Raw genomic sequence first — 18,174 nt, forward strand, 5'->3', positions numbered from 1 at the left:
GGTAGACTGTCGAGATGACGAGCTATCTGCCCTATTGCCCGCAGCAGCAGATGCTGCTGCCCCAGGCGCTGCAGGAGTGGCTACGCGAAGGCCACCTGGCGTACTTCATTAGCGACGCGGTCGACGGATTGGACCTGAGCGCGTTCCACACCCGGTATGCCGGGGGCGGACCGCGCAACCAGCCGTTTCATCCGGCCATGATGGTCAAGGTGCTGCTGTATGCGTACGCCACGGGCGTGTTCAGCTCGCGCAAGATCGCGCGCAAGCTGCACGAGGATGTGGCGTTCCGGGTGCTGGCGGCAGGCAACTTCCCGGCCCACCGCACGCTCAGCGACTTTCGCGCTGTCCACTTGAAGGAGCTGAGCGAGTTGTTCGTGCAGGTGGTGCGACTGGCTCGCGAGATGGGGCTGGTGAAGCTCGGGACGGTGGCCATCGACGGCACCAAGGTCAAGGCGAACGCCAGCCGCCACAAGGCGATGAGTTACGGCCACATGGTGAAGGCGGAGGCCGAATTGAAACGGCAGATCGAGGCGCTGCTCAATCGGGCCAAGGCCGCCGACGACGCCGAGAGGAACGAGCCCGAGCTGGATGTGCCGGCCGAGATCGCGCGGCGCGAGGCGCGGCTGACGGCGATTGCCGAAGCCCGGGCGCGGCTCGAGCAGCGCCAGCGCGAGGCCGATCAGGCGCGCGGGCGCAGCGACGATGACGACCGCCGTCCGCGCGGCGGTGACGGCAAACCGAAGGGTGGGCGCTACAAGCGCGACTTCGGGGTGCCCGAGGACAAGGCACAGGAGAACTTCACGGATCCAGACAGCCGCATCATGAAGCGCGCCGGCGGCGGGTTCGATCCGGGCTACAACGCCCAGACGGCGGTCGACGAGACCGCCCACATCATCGTGGCGGCCGAACTGACCAACAACGCCAGCGACGCCGGGCTACTGCCGGGGATGTTGCAGGTCGTGCGCGACACCCTCGCGCAGCGCCCGCGCCAGGCGCTGGCCGACACCGGCTACCGCTCGGAGCAGACGTTCCGGGAGCTCGACGGCTGCGGGACCGAACTGGTGGTGGCGCTGGGCCGGGAAGGCAAGCGCCGACTCGGTTTCGACCGTGAACGCAGTCCGCACACCGCGCAGATGGCCGACAAGCTCGATAGCGAGGCGGGCAAGACGGCTTACCGAAAACGGAAATGGATCGCCGAACCGCCCAACGGCTGGATCAAGAACGTATTGGGATTCCGGCAGTTCAGCCTGCGGGGCCTGGAGCGCGTCAAAGCGGAGTGGAAGCTCGTCTGTATGGCCCTGAACCTGCGCAGGATGAGCACACTGAGGACGGCATAACGGGAAAAAGGGGCGCAAATCTGTCCCCGTTCCCGTCCGGCACGGGCGCAGCACCGTCGCGAAGCAATTCAACCACGGCCGCAGTCTCTTCCCGCACCTCTCGCTTCGCCGATCCTTCTGCTAAAACCCCACTCTCTGGAGTTCTGCCGCGCAGACTCCTAGCCGCCGAGCCGGGTTCGACGGCAGGCGCTCTGCCTGGTGCGCAAGTGCGACGGACGGGTTCGGGTTGGTGCCGGGGCGGGAAATGTAAAAGGGTGATGGCCTTGGCCCCGGGCGTCGCGCAGGCAGCGCGAATTCACGCAGAGTGAATGCACCTCTTCCCGGCAGGGATTATCGCTGATACTCTCCCGCGCTTCACACACTGCGAGCCCGCGAGGAAAGTCCATGCGTACCCAGATCGTTGCCGCCGCGTTCGGTGTCCTGGTCGGCAACGCAGTATTCGCCGCACCGCCCGACGTTCAATCCCTGACGCAGCCCTGCGCGGAATGCCACGGGGCGGCAGGTGTCAGTGGGGCCGCGAAGATGCCATACCTGAACGGCCAGCTGGCGGACTACCTGGAGCAGGAGATTGCCGGCCTCGCGAACGGCGACCGTATCAGCGACATCCCGAACCACGTGCCGAAGACGTGGTCCGCGCCGGACATCGCCGCCGTGGCGCAGTTCTACGCTCAAAGTACCGCGCAGCGTCCGGCGCAGTCCGTCGATCCGCAGAAAGTCGCGCAAGGCAAGGTCATCCACGGTAAGCGCTGTGCCGATTGTCATCCGGATGCCGGTCGCAGCTCGGACCACGATGCGCCGCTGATGGCGGGCCAGAATCTTGAATACATGCTCGAGCAAATCAAGGCATTCGTGTCGGGCAAACGTAAATTCGTCTACCTGATGGACGACGCCTTCCGGGGGTTGACGCCCGACGAACTCGCTTCGGTCGCGCATTTCTTCGCCAGCCAGGATCAACGCAAGAAGTAGCGGCAGAGAGGCCGGCCGAATGATCGATCCACGTCACGCAAGAATGTGGTTTCTCGCCGCGGCTGTTGCCCTGACCGTCGTTCCGGCACCGGCTTCCGCGATCGATGCCGCTGAGGCGCAAATGTTCGCGCGCCAGAACAGCTGCTTCAAATGCCATGCCATCGACAAGCGCAAGGATGGGCCGCCCTATCGCGAAGTCGCCGAGAAGTACCGCGGGCGGGACGACGCGCAGGCTGCGCTGCTCCACCACCTCACGTCCGGGCACAAGGTGAAGTTTCCGGATGGGCATGAGGAGAGCCACAAGATCCTCAAAGCGCCGCCCGAGGACATCGACAACCTGATCGGCTGGATACTGTCCCTGTAAGTGCCGCGCTGCGCTCGCGCGCGGCAAGGTCACGGTCTGAACCGAAGGTCCCCGCGGCGGGCGCGCCGGAACTCAAGACCCGTCGATCGCTCGAAGGCTGTATCGATCTGCCCACCGCAGGTCGTTGTCCGGCCGCAGGTGGTTCGGATCGATACCGGACACTCGTTCCCAAGTGCGAACGAGACACTTGGACAGACGCCATCAGGCAGGAGGATGCCATGAGTTCCATGAAACGGAAGTCAATGCTGGCCGTTGCCATCACAGCACTCGTTGCGGTCCCGGCGGGGGCCCTGGCGGGCATGTACGGAGAGGGCCCCGGCAGCCACCAGATGCATTCGCAGATGGGGACCTCGGGACAGTTGCAGACGATGACCCCGAGCCAGTTGCTCGGCACCGAGGTGGTCGGCACCAACGGCGAGACCATCGGCACGGTGAAGACGGTCGTGCAGAGCCGCCAGGAGAAAAACATCCAGGCGGTGATTGCCGCCAGCGGGCTCGGGCTCGGCAACAGGGAGATTGCGGTGCCGCTCGACAGCATGCGTTATGAGGAGGGCAAGCTGCGGCTGAGCGCAAGCGCGGACGAACTGAAGGCGAGGCCCGCATACCGCGCCGAGCAGTACGTCGAGGTGCGGCCGACGGACCAGCCGATCAGTGAATTCTCGGCGTTCGAGACCGTGTCCGGGAGAGCTGCGCCCCACAGGGGATCCATGTGGGACCGTGGCAGCAGCAATCCCAATGCGTTCTATCCCGAGAGCAATCAGTTCACGCCGTAAGCGCACCGACCGGAACGGTGTCGGGCGCGGAGCGTCCGATGCGCCACAGCCGGCACGCCCGACGAGGTGCCGGCTTTTTTCTGCTTCGGCTCAGTTGTCGAACGCGGCGAGGTCTGCGGTGTCGCCCGGCACGTTCGCCGCGGCGGCGGTGAGGCAGTGGCTGAGGACCAGGCGCGGCGGCTCGAACGAGAAGATGAACGGCGCTGCCCGCTGCAAGGCGTTGAGTCCCAGGATCGCACGCGTGGCGCCGGGGAAGACCGCCGCCTCGACATCCTTGAGCCAGCATCCGCCGCCGATGCTCACGGCCTCGATCGCATACACCGGCACGGTCAGCTCGTTGCCGTTCGCGAGCCGGCCGCGCAAGTCCTTCACGTAGCGCACGCGGCCGGCCTGTGCGAGGCGCGCCAGCATGTCCTCGTTGATCGTCATGTAGCCGGAGCCGGTGTCGACCATCAGGTCGACGTTACCGAGTCCCGCAATCCGTCCTTCGACGTAGAAGGTCGTTGCGCTGGTCGCGCGCATGGCGACGGTGGTGTCGAACTCCCCCGCGCAGGCGAGGCCCACCGTGCCAGCCAGCGCGGCGGTCACAAGACACGAGAGAAGGCACGAGAATTTCCTCATCCGACGGTCCCCGGAAAAGTGGTTCACCCATTGCGTCCGGAGTACCGGCGATCGCGATATTAAACCAAGCAACGGGCGTGCCGGTACACGGCAAAAACGTCCGCTGTAACAAGCAGATACGGATTCCTCCGGCGAGTGAAGCGCCGCGGCTCGCCGCGAAAACGCGCGGGGCGCGAAAACAGGGGCGATGCGCCGCGGCGGCATGACGAATCGGTTGCCGGAGGGACCGGGGCGGGAGATGCGGGCGCCCGGCGCCGACGCGTGATCTGCGCACCATTCCGGAAACCGGTTCCCATATCAGGGAATTTGCTGCGCGGTGGCACAGCCTCGCGCCAGGGGGTGTGCCAGGGAGGGGCAAAGTATCGAGCATCGGCCCGGTCCGCATTACACTCCCGGGCACATTCACCGGACCGCGAAATGAGTTCCCAATTCCAGCTGATGCGCGAGCGGCGCTTCCTGCCTTTCTTCCTCACCCAGTTCCTCGGCGCCTTCAACGACAACCTGTACAAGAACGCGCTGGTCGTGCTGATCACCTTCCAGGCCGCGCGCTTCACGACGCTTGCGCCGGGCATCCTCGTGAACCTCGCCGCGGGCCTCTTCATCCTGCCCTTCTTCCTGCTCTCGGCGACTTCCGGCCAGCTCGCGGACAAGTTCGAGAAGACGCGCCTGATCCGCTTCGTGAAGCGCTTCGAGATCGCCATCATGGCGCTCGCGGCGGTCGCTTTCGCGCTCGATTCGCTGGCGCTGCTGTTCGCGGCGCTCTTCCTGATGGGCGTGCATTCGACGATCTTCGGGCCGGTGAAATACGCGGTGCTGCCCGTCTATCTGCGTGAAGCGGAGCTCGTCGGCGGCAACGCGCTGGTCGAATCCGGCACCTTCGTCGCGATCCTGCTCGGCACCATCGCCGGCGGGGTGGCGATCGCGCTGCCGGGCGGCGCGGCGTGGCTGTCGGCGGCGGTGATCGCCGTCGCCGTCGCGGGCTACCTGACGAGCCGGGCGATCCCCGTGGCGCCCGCCGCCGATCCCGGGCTGAAGATCAACTGGAACCCGCTCACCGAGACCTGGCGCAACATCCGCTTCACGCGCGAGAACCGCACGGTCTTCCTGTCCATCCTCGGCATTTCGTGGTTCTGGTTCTACGGCGCGCTGTTCCTGTCGCAGTTCCCCGGCTACGCGAAGGATGTGCTGGGCGGCGACGAGCATTCGGTGACGCTGCTGCTTGCGCTGTTCTCGGTCGGCATCGGCGTCGGTTCGCTGCTGTGCGAGAAGCTCTCGGGCAAGCACGTCGAGATCGGCCTCGTGCCCTTCGGCTCGATCGGGTTGTCGCTCTTCGCCTTCGACCTGTGGCTCGCGAGCCCCGCGGCCGCGCCCGCCGGCAGCCCGCTGCCGCTCGCGGCGGTGCTGGGTGCCCCCGCGACCTGGCGTGCGCTCGTCGATCTGGTGATGATCGGCGTGTTCGGCGGCTTCTTCATCGTGCCGCTGTACGCGCTGGTGCAGGCGCGCTCCAATCCCGCGCACCGCTCGCGCATCATCGCCGGCAACAACATCCTCAACGCCCTCTTCATGGTCGTCGCGGCCGGCCTCGGCGCCGGGCTGCTTGCCGCGGGCGTCACGATCCCGCAGCTGATCCTGATCACGGCGGTGCTCAACGCCGCCGTGGCGCTCTACATCTACACGCTGGTGCCCGAGTTCCTCGTGCGCTTCATCGCGTGGCTGCTCGTGCATACCGTGTACCGGCTGCGCGTGAAGGGCATCGAGCACATCCCCGCGGACGGGCCGGCGCTGCTCGTCGCGAACCACGTCAGCTTCGTCGATGCGCTCGTGATCATGGCGGCCTCGCGTCGGCCGGTGCGCTTCGTGATGGACCACCGGATCTTCCGCTGGCCGGTGCTGTCCTTCGTGTTCCGCGCCAGCCGCGCGATCCCGATCGCCTCGGCGAAGGAGGACGCGGCGATGATGAAGCGCGCCTTCGACGAGGTCGCCGGCGCGCTTGCAGCCGGGGAGCTGGTCGGCATCTTCCCCGAAGGGCGCATCACCGACGACGGCGAACTGAAACCCTTCCGTTCGGGTGTCACGCGCATCCTCGCGCGCACGCCGGTGCCGGTGGTGCCGCTCGCGCTGCGCGGCCTGTGGGGCAGCAGCTTCAGCCGCAAGGACGGCCCCGCGTTCAGCCGGCCGCTGCGCCGCGGTTTCTTCAGCCGCATCGAGGTGGTCGGCGGCATGCCCGTCGCGGCCGAGGCGGCCACGCCCGAAAGCCTGCAGGCGGCGGTCGCCGGGCTGCGCGGCGAGATGCGCTAGTCGCGCGCCAGGAAAGCCTCGATCGCCGCCGCGACCTGCTGCGGCTGGTCGTGCTGCAGGTTATGGCCGGAGTCGGTGATCGTGACGCGCCGCACGTCCGCGAAGCAGGCGAGGCGGCGCTCGACCTCGGCGGGGGCGTCGGCAAAGCGCTCGGCCACGTAGCCCTTGTCGGCGAGCATCATCAGCACCGGCGCCTTGATCCCGCGCCAGGCCGCCATCACGTCGCCGGCCTGGTAGCGCACCGGCGACGGCACCTTGTGCCACGGGTCGCCCGCCATGGTCACCTGGCCGTCGGGCAGCGCGCGCGACACGTTGCGTGCGAGGAAGGCGGCCTTCGCGTCAGTGAGCCGCGGATTGGCGAGCTGCAGCCGGCGTGCGAACGTGTCGTGGTCCGCGTAGCCGCGCAGCGGCTGTTCCTTGCGCAGGTTGTCGAGCCAGCCGGCGAGCTGCGCGGGCGCATCGCCTTCGGCCGTCGCGGTCAGGCCGAGGAAGTCCATCATCACGAGCTGCGCGACGCGGTCCGGGCGCACGCCGCTGTAGGCCGACGAGATCGCCGCGCCCATGCTGTGACCGACGAGGCGCGCCGGGCGGTCGGGCGAATAGTGCGCGAGCAGCGCGTCGAGGTCGCCGTAGTAGTCGGGGAACCAGTATGGCCGGCCGAGCCACTCGCTCATGCCGTAACCGCGCCAGTCGGGCGCGATCACGTGCCAGTCGTGCGCGAGCGCGTCGACGACAAACTGGAAGGTGGCGGAGGTGTCCATCCAGCCGTGCAGGAAGAACACCGCCGGGGCATCGGCGTTGCCCCAGTGGCGCACGTTGTAGCGCAGCCCGCGGAGGTCGAGCTGCTCGCAGTGGGAAGCTTTCATGCTGTCGATGATAGCAAGCCCGGCCGGCCCGCGCCGGGCCGGCACCGTCGCGGAAGGTTCACGCCGCGGTGATTTCGCGCGCCGTCAGCGTGTAGCGGAAGTTCGCCGGATCCAGGCTGTCGAAGCGGCCGTCGCGGTTCTCGCCCTGCGGATACATCAGGTAGGGCGCGTCGGGGCCGTCGCTGCCCGGCAGGCGGATGTCGTGGCCGAAGTTGTACGCCAGCCAGTTCATCTCCCACGCGCCGAACAAGGTGTTGCGCGCTGCCACGACTTTCGGATCGGACAGCAGCAGGTTGCCCGGCGGCTCCTCGAGCGCGACCTTGCGCACGTCGGCCGGATCGATCGGCGTCCAGCCCGCGTGTTCCAGCCAGACCTCGGCGCGGCAGTGCTGCGCGCGCGACACGTCGCCGCTCTTGCCCAGGCTCTTGTAGCCGTAGCGCGAGTCGGCGACGCGGATGCCGTAGACGTCGCGCGCCGGCACGCCCACGGAGCGCGCGAGGCCGACGTACAGCGCGTTGAGGTCGGCGCACTTGCCCGAGAGGTCTCCGGTCTCCAGCATCGCGCGGATGTCGCCCAGGCCGCAGCCGCGCGTTTTGGGGTTGCGGAAGGTGTTCGCGACGATCCACTCGTAGATCGCGCGCGCCTTGTCCTCGTCGGCCTTCGCGCCGCGCGTGATCTCGCGTGCGGTGTCGAGCACGATGCCGTCGGTCGGCAGCATCGCCGTCGCCCGTGTGTACAGCGCGCGCTCGGCCGCGGCGAGTCGCGGCACGCAGCCGCCGTGCGTGAGGTCGACCGCACGGTCGCGCGTCGCGCAGCGGCTCACGACCTCGACCACCGGGGCGTCGGTCGCCACCGGCCAGGTCGCGTGCAGCATCGTTGCGCCGTAGACCGGGTCGGTTGCGAGCGCCATCTCCTTGGCATTGCCGGTCCACGCGTTGCCGACGGGGCGGCTCCAGCCGCTTTCGGCCACCGTCGGCAGCGGGATCCACACCTGGGTCGGGCCGTCCGTCGCGACCGGCTCGACGCGCGTCACGAGCTCGAACACGCGCCAGCCGTTCTCCGGCCGCGGCGTGAAGACGGGCGCGACGGGCTGCGCCGCGCGGCTCCATGCGGGCAGCGCGAGGCTCGCGGCGATCGCGGAGGTCTTGAGGAAATTTCTGCGGTTCATGTTGATCGTCTCCGTTTCAGGCCTTGCCCGAACGATTCGCGGTGACGCTGCGGATGCGCGCGCGCACGCTGTCGTGATGCCAGTCGAGATCACCGCGCACGCGCAGCTGCGGCTGATGGGCAGCGTCGAGGAGCAGGGTGGTCGGCAGGTAGCGCACGTCCCACGCGCGCGAGATGACCTGCTCGGGATCGTTCACGAACGGCGGGTCGACGAGGTGGTCGTCGAAGAAGCGGCGCACCGCGTCCGCACGGTCGGCGACCGCGACAGTGACGAGCGCGAGGCCCGGTTCCGATTCGGCGAGGCTGACGAGTGCCGGCATTTCCGTGCGGCAGGGTTTGCACCAGGTCGCCCAGAAATTGACCAGCACGGATTTGCCGCGCAGCGGTTCCAGTGCCCGGCGCAGGGCGGCGGGCGCAGGCGGAAGCTGGCTCACCGCCTCCAGCTTGTCGCCCGGCTGCGGTGTCCGCGAGCTGCCGGGCATGGACAGCGCCGGCGGCGCGATTGCGGCCGCGACGAGGCCTCCGATGGAGGCGAGCACGCGCCGTCGTCCGGCACGATGCGGATCGAACATGATTCCTTCTCTCCCGAATCCTTCGTGGCGGCGCGCGCAGGCGCGAAGCCACAGCCGCCCCGGTGCGGAAGTCGCCGGGGCTTAAAAGGGGATGCACAAGGGCGTCCCGTCCGTGAAACAATGCGGTACGCAGACCGCGTCAGGCGGCCGATGCACAGATCGGCCTTTCGTGCCCGAATTTGCAATTATCGCACGGCCGCGGCGGGGCCTGCGTGGGGTGGTGAAATTCCCCAGTCGGGGTCGCGTAAGTCTCTGCCTTGCTGAGGAAAGTTGGTTACGATCCAGTCGAATGGTATTTTTTTTGCGTGATAGAATTTGCGGTTCCACGGCTAATCGGCCGTGACGTTTACGGAGAATTCCTGTGAAAGCCTGGTTGTTGGTCGCTGTTGCCGCGTCGGTCGGCCTTGCTGCATGTTCCAAGAAAGAAGAGGCTGCCGCGCCGAGCCCGGCGCCCCAGGCCGCTGCGCCCGCGGCTCCGGCGGGGCCCGCAGCCGTTTCCGCCGCCACGCCGAATACCGGCAAGGTCGTGCAGCTGCAGCAGGGCGGCGGCTACACCTACGCCGAGGTCGAGACGGCCAACGGCGAGAAGGTGTGGATCGCCGGCGGGCAGATCGAAGTCAAGGCCGGTGACACCGTCCAGTGGGGCGACTCGGCCGTGATGACCAACTTCGCGTCGAAGTCGCTGAACCGCACGTTCGACCGCATCCTGTTTGTAAACGCCTGGGGTCCCGCCGGCTCCGCGCCGACCGGCGTGGCGCCGCACGGCACGCAGCCGCTGGCCGGCCCGGCGATGGGCCAGCATCCGCCGATGCCGGGCATGCAGCAGCCGGCCGCGCAGGCCGCCGCGCCGGCCGGCAGCAGCGGTCAGGTGAAGAGCGTCGTGAACGGCGGCGGCTATACCTATCTCGAAGTGCAGCAGAACGGCGCCACCGTGTGGGTCGCCGCGCCGGTCACCGAGGCGAAGGCGGGCGACACGGTCAGCTGGGGTGACGGCATGGTCATGACGAACTTCACCAGCACCTCGCTCAACCGCAAGTTCGACCAGATCATCTTCGCCAGCGCGGTGCGCGTGGGCAAGTGATCCGGCGGCGGCCGCACCCGTGTGCGGCCCGGGATGCAGCAGGGGGCCGTGCTTTTCGCGCGGCCCTTTGCATTTTCAGCGCACGGGAATCGGCGTGGCGCGGTCCACCGCGACGGCGGTGACGCTGTTCTGCGGACTGCCCTCGATGATCTTGTCCGAATAGGTCAGATAGACGAGCACGTTGCGCTTGCTGTCGACCATGCGCACGACCTGCAGGCGCTTGAACAGGATGGATTGTCGCTCCGAGAACACTTCCTCCTTCTGGGGCAGCGGTTTCGCGACGTGGATCGGTCCGACCTGGCGGCAGGCGATCGAGGCCTCGGCGACGTCCTCGGCGAGGCCGAATGCACCCGACAGGCCGCCGGTCTTCGCGCGCGACACGTAGCAGGTGATGCCTTCGACGCGCGGGTCGTCGTAGGCTTCGACGACGATTTTGTGGTTCGGGCCGATCAGTTTCCAGACCGTCGAGACGTCGCCGAGCGTTTCCGCCAGCGCCGTGCCCGCCGGGAACAGGACGCAGCCGAGGAGGGCCGCGGCGAGCCGCGGTGTTGCGTGTGTCATGGCGTGAGGTTCTCCACGAGTGGCGGGATGCGACGCGCAGGCGGTGCCGCGGCGGCGCGGATGCGGGGAGTATAGCGCCGGCGATCGGCGCGGCGTCCGCGATTCCCGCGCGCGGGAACGGCACGACCGGAGCGTCGTCGTACGGATGTCGGGTTCGCGGGGGGTGGGTGGTCGTGCCGGACCGCGGTGCGTGATTCTGTTGTGGCCGGATCGCTGCGGACGGGGCAGAATGCGCGCCGAACGTGACGGTGCGTGCGTCCGCCCGGCGGCAAGCGCGGCAGGCGGCGGGCGCGTGCCATTGGTGCCGAACTTGCTTGCAGGCGCGGCAGGATGGATGGACTGTGATCTGATGGGAAAACGAATCTTGCGTGGCCTGGCCGGCCTGTGCGTGGCGGTCGCGCTGTATGCCGCCGGAACTGATGCCGGCGCCGTGTTGAAAGCCGTGGCCGTGCTGCCCGCTGCGGAAGAGACGCCGGCCGCCGCCGCGCCTGCGCCCGCACCCGCGCCGCGTGCCGCCGGACAGCAGCGCGCCCCCGCCAGCGAATTCTATGATCCGACGAGTCCCGCGTATGAACGCCTGCAGCGCGCCGACGAGGCGCTGAGCGACCTGCCGCGCGACCGCGACGGCAAGGTCGACTGGATGGCCGCGCTGCGCCAGGGCCTGATCAAGCCGCGTCAGCGCATCGACGGCAAGGACGGCGAGCCGCCGCTGGATCTCGACGTGATCCTGCGCAACACCAAGGAGATGCCCAACGTGCGCTTCCCGCACCGCGCGCACACGGAATGGCTGGCGTGCAAGAACTGCCACCCCGATCCGTTCGCGGAGAAGGCCGGGAGCACGAAGATCCGCATGGAGGACATCTTCCGCGGGCAGTTCTGCGGCAAGTGCCACGACCGCGTGGCCTTCATCACGCACCGCAACTGCTACCGCTGCCACAGCGTCAATCGGGACGGCACGCCCGCGCAGCCGCCGGCGGTGCTGCCGGTGCATCCCGCGGCACCGCCCACACCGGCGCACTGAGCGGTTCAGGCGTTCTGCAGCGACTGCAGGACTGCCGCGCCCAGCACCGCGGGGGTCTGCGCGCCGGAGACCGCTAGGCGGCGGTTGAAGATGAAGAAGGGCACGCCGTTGACGCCCTGCTTCTGCAGTTGCCCCGCCATGCGTCTGACCGTCGCCGCGTCCTCGTCGCTCTCCAGGTAGGCCTGGACGTCCTCGCGGTCGTCCCCCGCCGTCTCGGCCGCGATGTCGACCAGCGTCGCGATGTCGCCGATGTCCCGCCCCTGCTGGAAATGCGCCGCGAACAGCGCCTCGCCGAGGGCGTTGATCTGTGCCGCCGTGTGCCCCTGCGATTGCGCGCGGTAGGTCAGGCGATGCGCGGGGAGCGTGTTCGGGCGTGTCGCGATGCGGTCGAACGCGAACTGCAGGCCGTCGGGTGCGGCGGCCCCGGCGATGCGCCCGAGCATCTCGTCGACGCCGCGGCGTCCGCCGAACTTCGCTTCGAGGTAGGGCCGGTAGGGTTCGCCTGCGGCGGGGGTGTCCGGGTTGAGGAAGAAGGGCAGCCAGTTCACGCGCACCTCGAGGTCCGCGTGGGTCGCGCGGACCTGTTCGAGCGCGCGGACGAGACGCGTCCTGCCGAGGAAGCACCAAGGGCAGACGAAGTCGGAGACAAAGTCGATGTCGAGGATCATGGAGTACTGGTGGAGGGTGATGGGGCGGGCGGTCGCCCGGCGGAACACGGCATGCGCGGGTTGCTTGGCCGTCTTCGGGAGCGCCCTAGGGGACGTCCGGCGTGTCGGGCAGCCAGCGCGCTTCCCAGAGTGCCACATCCGGCAGGTGGCGGGAATGATTCGCGGCGACGAGCGTGTCGAGCTGTTCGAGCAGTTCGCGCATCCCGGCGTCCGGCGCCTCGGGCAGTACCGGCACCAGATGCACGATCAGGTCGCCCGCCGCCTGCCCCGTGCGCCCTGGAAAGCCCGCCCCCGCGACCCGCAGCGTGCGCGCGGCCGCAGTGCCGGCTTCCAGCCGGAGCGCGCGCGTGCCGCCCGGCAGCGGAATCGCCAGTTCTCCCCCGATCAGAAGCCGCAGCGCGCTGACGGGCCGCTCCAGCACCAGGTTGCGGCCCTCGAGCCGATACAGCGCGTGCGGCAGGTGCCGGACGTGCAGGATCAGGTCGCCGGGCGAGGCACCGGGAGCCGCATCCCCCGCGCCGGCGACGCGGATCTCTTCGCCGTCGAGCAGGCCGGCCGGCAGGTGGGCGATCACCGGCCGCAGCGTGCGCTGGCGCCCGCTGCCGTGGCAGCTCGGGCAGGCCTGTTTCGTCAGGTAGCCGCGGCCCGCGCAGTACCTGCACGCGACCAGCCCGGTGCGGCCATGCACGCGGCCGGTGCCGTGGCAGTGCGCGCACAGCCGCGTATGGCGCAGCACTTCCTCGCCGCTGCCGTCGCACGCGCCGCAGGCGCCCTCGTCATCGACGTCGACGGTGCGTTCGCCGCCGTGGAAGGCCGCTTCGATCGTGAGCGTGAGGTCGTGGTGGCGGTCCGCGCCGCGCGGCGTGCCGCCGGCCGCGTCGCGGCCTTCGTCCGCCGGCTCGGCATCGTCATCGCCCGCGGCGGGTGCTTCGCCGTTCCCGGCCGTCAGGCCGTCCAGCAGGGTTTCGTACGCGGCCCGCAGGGCCTTGAAGTGCTCCAGCGCATGCGGGTCGGGGTTGCGGTCCGGGTGCCACAGCATCGCCAGGCGGCGGAAGGCGCGCTTGATGTCGTGCGCGCTGGCGCCCGGCGCGAGGCCGAGCAGCTCGTGGGCGTCCATGTCGTTCAGCGCTCCGGCGAGGGCGGCAGGGGTGTGGCGAGGCGTTCGAGCATTGCCCGCACCGCCTTGATCTGTCCGCCGTTACGAGTCGCGTAGTCGGGGTCCGCGTAGCCCCACCAGTCCCAGCAGCCTTTCGGGTTATACACCCAGCGCAGCGATCCCCAGGCGAAGCCGCTGCGCGGCCGGACCTGCGGATACAGCACGATCAGCCGGTTGCTGTCGGCCCATTCATTGTAGCCGGCGCCGTCGACGAAGCGGCGGCCGACCTGGGCCTCGCCCTGGCGGCAGCCGTGGAAGGCGACATGTACGCGGCACCCGCCGCTGCGGCATCCGCCCGGCACGTACACGTAGCCGCGGTCGGCGAGGCTCAGGTCGATCGGGGCGCGGCCGGTGAAGGGGCGCTGGTCGAAGGCGAGCATCTCCCCGGTGCGGGCCGCGCTGCGCGGCGCGAGCGGTCCGAGCAGATGCGCGAGCAGTTCGCCCGCGGCATCGAAGTCGCCGCAGCGGTTGATGAAGGGCGGCTCCGAGGTCGCGCAGGCGTTCGGCTGCGGATCGGCGATCGACATCATCGCGTGACCGGCCTCGCCGACCTCGACGAAGCGGATCGCGTCGCCGGGCAGCACGCGTCGGTAGAAGGCGAGCAGCGCATCCACCACCGGGCGTTCGACGGTGTGGTCCGCGCCGCCGCTGAACACCCAGACCCGGTCGTCGCGCAGGCCCTCGGGCGGGTCGATGCTGTGTGCGGCGGCTTCCTCCCGCACGCGGGTGAAGGTCTGCTCGGCGCTCGGGGCGCGCGTGCCGGCGCCGGGGTTCATGCAGTTGTTCAGTGCGCGCCACATGCTGCCGGCCGCGCATTCGTAGGGGCCGGCCGCGAGGATGCCGGCGCCCGTCACCAGCGTGGAGTGGGCGACCTGGAACTGCACCGCCATGTAGCCGCCGGAGGACACGCCCGAAACCGTGAGCTGCGCGAGGCTGGCGCCCAGCGCGGGCATCGGCGGCGCGTCTGCAGCCTGCGCCGTGCCGGCCAGGAGGACGAGGCCGGCGAGCAGTCGGGCGATGGAACGGGTGGCGCGGGTCATGCCGTGCACGATAGCGGAAGCGGCCGTTCAGCGGCGGTTCGCGCCGAGCCGCACGAGGTCTTCGCCGCGTAGGTGCGTGAGCAGCGCGTTGCCGTGCGCATCGACGCGGAACTCGCCCCACTGCGCGTCGCGGAAATCGGCGGCATGGCCTTCCTGGAAGAAGAAACCGTTCGGTCCGATGCTCGCGCGACCGTTGCGCGAACGCAGCTTCATCGCGACCAGCGCGGGATCGTCGGGCAGGCGGTCGTCGAGGCCGACCAGGCTCGCGCGCCCTTCCGCGTCGAGGGCGAGGTGGGCGTAGCGGCCTTGCCCGTCGCTGCGCAGGATCTCGTTGTCGATCGCGTAGCGCAGCGCCATGTAGTCGCCCTGCATCAGCGAGCGCGGGTCGACCGGCGCGAGCTGCGCCAGCACGATGCGCCCCTCGGCGAGGACGCGTTCGTTGTTGCGCACCGCGTACAGTGCAGTCGCAACGACCAGCAGGAAGGCCGCGAGCAGGGCGGTGCGCAGGGTCTTCGGGTTCATGCGGTCCTCCCGGCGCGGGTGCGCAGCAGGGTGCGCAGCACGAGCAGCACCGCACCGCTGGCGATCAGCGCGAGCGATTTCACCAGCAGCGTTTCCTGCAGGCTGTAGTAGAGCTCGCCCAGGTAGAGCGTCGCGAACACCAGCGTCATCGCCACCCACGGGCGGTGGCTCGCCTGAAAGGTGGCGAGCAGCAAGGCCGTGGCGATGGGCAGGCCCGGCGTCGCGTAGGCGGCGAGAGCGAAGAGCAGTGCGCCCGCGAGGGCCGGCAGGCGCAGGGCGACGGAATCGCGGCACAGCCATGCGGTGGTGGCGAGGAGCACCAGGGCCGCGCCGATGCGATAGACGGGGAGGACGAGGCCGGTGCGGGAGCCGGTGATCGCCTCCTCGAGCACGCTCAGCATCGAATGCGCGTGGCCATAGGGTGCGATCGTCAACGCCGTGAGCGTCAGCGCATGGGCGGCGGCCTTGATCAAGGCGGCGCGCGGGCGGGCGGCCCAGGTCGGGCGTGCGAGCCACAGTGCCGCGGCGGCGGCGGCGGTGGCGATGCCGAAGAGCGCGAGTCCCGTGCCGGGGCCGATCAGCCACGCGAGGCTGGACAGGGCGAGCAGCGCGCATGCGCTGCGATGCAGGGTCGTCGCGGGTACGACGGCCATCGCCAGGCTGGCGGCGAGCGCCGCGAGCGCGAGGACATCCGCGCCCTCGACGAAGTCGGAGAAGCGCTCGGCGAAGGCCGAGACGAACAGCGACTGGCCCGCGAGCGAGAAGGCCAGCCCCATCTGGTCGGTGAAGGGTTTGCGCAGGCGGAACAGGAAGACGCTTGCCGCGGCCAGCAGGATGCCGCCGATGCCGCGCACGACCGGACCGTTGCCGAGGACGAGGACGGGGACGAAGAAGGACGACAGGATCAGCAGCGATGCGACCCACGCGGCGAAGCCGAGTAGCAGCGCGAGCCACCACGGCGGCCGCGTCAGCGTTTGCAGCGTGGCAAGACCGGCGGCGTCGATGATGCCCGCCTGGTGGAGACGCGTGGGGAACGGCGGGGAGGCGGTATCGCTCATGGCTGGCGCCCCTTGCGGTAGAGCCGCGCCAGCCACGTGCCGGCGATGCCGGTGCTGGCGATCACGAAGATCGCGACAAGGTTGATGGCGAAGAAGTCGGCGCCGTGCGGCAGCACGCGGATCAGCGCGGCGGTGGCGACGGCGATCGTCGCGAAGGCGGTCTGCGCGAGCATCGGCACGTCGCGCCGGTGCGCCAGGTAGGCCAGTGCGAAGGCGGCGGCGGTCGCGGCGAAGGCGAGACCTGCGAGGCGAAAATCCTTGTCCCACCAGCTCAGGCACGCGCCGAACGCCAGCGGCGCGAGCACGCCGAGTCCGGCGACGCGCGCCACATGGCGGCGCGGGTTCGCGAGCAGCCCGCGGGCCGCGGACTCGAACCCGAGCAGCACGAGGCCGTTCAGCGCGGCTACGGCGAGCAGCGACTCGGACTCGCCGAGAAAGCGCGCCCACCACGCTTCCGCCAGGTAAGCCAGCAGGCCGGCGTTGGCGACGAGGAGCCATAGCAGCCAGCTTGCCGACGAACGCGCGAGCAGCACGAAGGGCGTCATGAGCGCCGCCCATGCGACGAAGAGTTCCCAGATGTCGGCCCCCGTCTGGTAGATCTGGCCGATCAGCGCGAGCAGCGCGCCGGTGACGAGGCTGGCGGCGAGCAGCGCGGCGCGCCATGCCGTGCCGAAGGGTGCCGCCGCGAGGGCCGTGCCGGTGCACGCGGCGAGCGCGGCGACCGCGGTGCCGAGCTTCGCGAAACGGTGCAGGTCGTCCCAGTTCCAGGCGAAGAAGAAGATCAGGCCCGCCGCGAGGAGCAGGGCGCCGGCGCCGGCAAGCAGGCGGTCGGCGCCGGCCAGCCATTCGCCGCGCGTGGGCGTGAGGGGCGCGACCACGGCCGCCCGTTCGAGCTGCGTCGGCGTCAGCCGGCCGTCCTCGGCGAGTCCGAGCAGCGTGCCGCGATCGGGAACGGTCCAGGACATCGGCTTATCCGGAATGGTGGAATATGCATTGTAGTATCAAGGCAGCAACCGGATACAAGCTTTCGCCGCGAGTCCTTCGTCATGCCCGGGGCAGGCTTGCCGAAGGGCGCTGCCCGGGGCGTCGCCGGGCTCCGCCGTAACGGCAGGCACGTGCCGGGTTTGGCGTCGCCCCCTGCCGCTGGCACAATCGGGGTTCCGCCCGAACGCGGAGCCGGCGCATGCCGGCCACGACCCACCTGCGAAACACGGAGGCGCTGCTTACGCGAGAGGCGGCGCGCGCAAACCATGCCCGGTACCCTGATCATCATCACTGCGCCGTCCGGCGCCGGCAAGACGACCCTCGTGCGCGGGCTGCTCGAGCGCGACCCGCAGATGCACCTGTCGGTGTCCTACACCACACGCGCGCCGCGCGCCGGCGAGCAGGACGGGCGCGAATACCATTTCGTCGATGTCGGCACCTTCCGCACGCTGCGCGACCGCGGCGAGTTCCTCGAATGGGCCGAGGTGCATGGAAACTACTACGCGACGTCCCGGGTCTGGCTGAAGGACCAGATCGCTGCCGGGCGCGACATCCTGCTCGAGATCGACTGGCAGGGGGCGCAGCAGGTGCGCAGGAGCTTCCCCGACGCGGTCGGCGTGTTCGTGCTGCCGCCCTCGGTGGAGGAACTCGAATCGCGCCTGCGCGGCCGCGGCACCGACAGCGAAGAGGTGATCGCCCGCCGCCTGCTGGGCGCGCGCGGCGAGATGCGGCATGTAGGGGAATTCGACTACGTTATACTGAATGACGATCTGCAAAACGCCATCGGCGACCTCGTCGCGGTGGTGCGGGCGTCGCGGCTGCGCTACGGGCGCCAGCGCGTGCGGCACCAGCAGTACTTCGATTTTCTTGAACAGGACTGAACCATGGCTCGTGTCACCATCGAGGATTGCCTCAAACGAATCCCCAACCGCTTCCAGCTGACCCTGGCCGCGACCTATCGCGCGCGCCAGATCACCATCGGCTCGACGCCGCAGGTCGAAATCGACAAGAGCGACAAGGACAAGCCGACCGTGATCGCCTTGCGCGAGATCGCCGCCGGCAAGGTCGGACTGGAAGTCCTCAACCGCGGGCAGGCCTGATCCCCGCACGGGGCGCCGG

The 18,174-nt window shown here is 69.5% G+C and carries 20 protein-coding genes; 9 read left to right on the forward strand and 11 right to left on the reverse strand.

The window, feature by feature from the left end; genetic code table 11:
• Positions 1-14 precede the first annotated feature (14 nt).
• The 4 genes from CDA09_RS01110 (at position 15) to CDA09_RS01125 (ending at position 3,440) form a co-directional block, all read left to right on the forward strand.
• A complete protein-coding gene (locus CDA09_RS01110; RefSeq protein WP_121426934.1) occupies positions 15-1,337 on the forward strand; it encodes an IS1182 family transposase in 1,323 nt (440 codons plus the stop codon).
• A gap of 384 nt (positions 1,338-1,721) precedes the next feature.
• A complete protein-coding gene (locus CDA09_RS01115; RefSeq protein ID WP_121426935.1) occupies positions 1,722-2,303 on the forward strand; it encodes a c-type cytochrome in 582 nt (193 codons plus the stop codon).
• Positions 2,304-2,424: 121 nt separating this feature from the next.
• Positions 2,425-2,667: a c-type cytochrome gene (locus tag CDA09_RS01120; protein ID WP_217351275.1), complete on the forward strand. Its 243-nt coding sequence runs from the start codon at positions 2,425-2,427 to the stop codon at positions 2,665-2,667.
• Between the two features lie 218 nt (positions 2,668-2,885).
• Positions 2,886-3,440, forward strand: a complete 555-nt coding sequence (locus CDA09_RS01125; protein WP_121426937.1) for a PRC-barrel domain-containing protein — start codon at positions 2,886-2,888, stop codon at positions 3,438-3,440.
• A gap of 90 nt (positions 3,441-3,530) precedes the next feature.
• Here the strand turns inward: CDA09_RS01125 and CDA09_RS01130 are convergent, their stop codons facing one another.
• Positions 3,531-4,061 (reverse strand): retropepsin-like aspartic protease, encoded by a 531-nt coding sequence (locus CDA09_RS01130; RefSeq protein WP_121426938.1) that lies wholly within the window; start codon positions 4,059-4,061, stop codon positions 3,531-3,533.
• A gap of 417 nt (positions 4,062-4,478) precedes the next feature.
• Between CDA09_RS01130 and CDA09_RS01135 the strand changes: the two genes are divergently transcribed.
• Positions 4,479-6,359, forward strand: coding sequence for an MFS transporter (locus CDA09_RS01135; RefSeq protein ID WP_121426939.1), 1,881 nt, complete (start codon positions 4,479-4,481; stop codon positions 6,357-6,359).
• Here CDA09_RS01135 and CDA09_RS01140 read toward each other — a convergent pair.
• From CDA09_RS01140 to CDA09_RS01150, 3 genes are read right to left on the reverse strand one after another with little or no spacing between them, the layout of a single operon-like run.
• Positions 6,356-7,225, reverse strand: coding sequence for an alpha/beta fold hydrolase (locus tag CDA09_RS01140; protein ID WP_121426940.1), 870 nt, complete (start codon positions 7,223-7,225; stop codon positions 6,356-6,358). The genes CDA09_RS01135 and CDA09_RS01140 overlap by 4 nt on opposite strands.
• A 58-nt stretch (positions 7,226-7,283) precedes the next feature.
• Positions 7,284-8,393, reverse strand: coding sequence for a transglutaminase-like domain-containing protein (locus CDA09_RS01145; protein WP_121426941.1), 1,110 nt, complete (start codon positions 8,391-8,393; stop codon positions 7,284-7,286).
• A 16-nt stretch (positions 8,394-8,409) separates the two neighbouring features.
• The gene (locus CDA09_RS01150; protein ID WP_121426942.1) at positions 8,410-8,964 is read right to left on the reverse strand and encodes a TlpA family protein disulfide reductase; all 555 of its coding nucleotides are present in this window, start codon (positions 8,962-8,964) and stop codon (positions 8,410-8,412) included.
• Between the two features lie 361 nt (positions 8,965-9,325).
• Here CDA09_RS01150 and CDA09_RS01155 point away from each other — a divergent pair, with 361 nt between their 5' ends.
• Complete coding sequence (locus CDA09_RS01155; protein ID WP_286164337.1) at positions 9,326-10,045, forward strand: GW dipeptide domain-containing protein; 720 nt, start codon at positions 9,326-9,328, stop codon at positions 10,043-10,045.
• A 75-nt stretch (positions 10,046-10,120) separates the two neighbouring features.
• Here CDA09_RS01155 and CDA09_RS01160 read toward each other — a convergent pair whose 3' ends face one another.
• Complete coding sequence (locus CDA09_RS01160; protein WP_121426943.1) at positions 10,121-10,606, reverse strand: CreA family protein; 486 nt, start codon at positions 10,604-10,606, stop codon at positions 10,121-10,123.
• Positions 10,607-10,955: 349 nt separating this feature from the next.
• Between CDA09_RS01160 and CDA09_RS01165 the strand changes: the two genes are divergently transcribed.
• Positions 10,956-11,627: a c(7)-type cytochrome triheme domain-containing protein gene (locus CDA09_RS01165; protein ID WP_286164338.1), complete on the forward strand. Its 672-nt coding sequence runs from the start codon at positions 10,956-10,958 to the stop codon at positions 11,625-11,627.
• 5 nt (positions 11,628-11,632) lie between these two features.
• Here the strand turns inward: CDA09_RS01165 and CDA09_RS01170 are convergent, their stop codons facing one another.
• The 6 genes from CDA09_RS01170 to CDA09_RS01195 all read right to left on the reverse strand — a co-directional run bounded on the left by CDA09_RS01170 (position 11,633) and on the right by CDA09_RS01195 (position 17,036).
• Positions 11,633-12,295, reverse strand: a complete 663-nt coding sequence (locus CDA09_RS01170; RefSeq protein WP_121426945.1) for a DsbA family oxidoreductase — start codon at positions 12,293-12,295, stop codon at positions 11,633-11,635.
• A gap of 85 nt (positions 12,296-12,380) precedes the next feature.
• Positions 12,381-13,412: a DnaJ C-terminal domain-containing protein gene (locus CDA09_RS01175; RefSeq protein ID WP_121426946.1), complete on the reverse strand. Its 1,032-nt coding sequence runs from the start codon at positions 13,410-13,412 to the stop codon at positions 12,381-12,383.
• A gap of 5 nt (positions 13,413-13,417) precedes the next feature.
• A complete protein-coding gene (locus tag CDA09_RS01180) occupies positions 13,418-14,491 on the reverse strand; it encodes an extracellular catalytic domain type 2 short-chain-length polyhydroxyalkanoate depolymerase (protein WP_164844350.1) in 1,074 nt (357 codons plus the stop codon).
• A gap of 27 nt (positions 14,492-14,518) precedes the next feature.
• Complete coding sequence (locus CDA09_RS01185; protein WP_121426948.1) at positions 14,519-15,013, reverse strand: GDYXXLXY domain-containing protein; 495 nt, start codon at positions 15,011-15,013, stop codon at positions 14,519-14,521.
• Positions 15,010-16,071 carry a DUF4401 domain-containing protein gene (locus CDA09_RS01190; RefSeq protein ID WP_121426949.1) on the reverse strand — a complete coding sequence of 354 codons (1,062 nt, stop codon included), beginning with the start codon at positions 16,069-16,071 and terminating at the stop codon, positions 15,010-15,012. Before CDA09_RS01190 ends, CDA09_RS01185 begins: the two co-directional genes overlap by 4 nt.
• Entirely contained in the window at positions 16,068-17,036 is a 969-nt protein-coding gene (locus CDA09_RS01195) for a DUF2157 domain-containing protein (protein ID WP_121426950.1), read from the reverse strand. The genes CDA09_RS01190 and CDA09_RS01195 overlap by 4 nt, the downstream gene beginning before the upstream one ends.
• A gap of 285 nt (positions 17,037-17,321) precedes the next feature.
• Here CDA09_RS01195 and gmk point away from each other — a divergent pair, with 285 nt between their 5' ends.
• Positions 17,322-17,936: a guanylate kinase gene (gene gmk / locus CDA09_RS01200; protein ID WP_121426951.1), complete on the forward strand. Its 615-nt coding sequence runs from the start codon at positions 17,322-17,324 to the stop codon at positions 17,934-17,936.
• A gap of 3 nt (positions 17,937-17,939) precedes the next feature.
• Positions 17,940-18,155 carry a DNA-directed RNA polymerase subunit omega gene (rpoZ, locus tag CDA09_RS01205; RefSeq protein ID WP_018989425.1) on the forward strand — a complete coding sequence of 72 codons (216 nt, stop codon included), beginning with the start codon at positions 17,940-17,942 and terminating at the stop codon, positions 18,153-18,155.
• Positions 18,156-18,174: the final 19 nt, after the last annotated feature.

Source organism: Azoarcus sp. DN11 (assembly GCF_003628555.1).
In the GTDB taxonomy this organism is placed as follows: Bacteria; Pseudomonadota; Gammaproteobacteria; order Burkholderiales; family Rhodocyclaceae; genus Aromatoleum.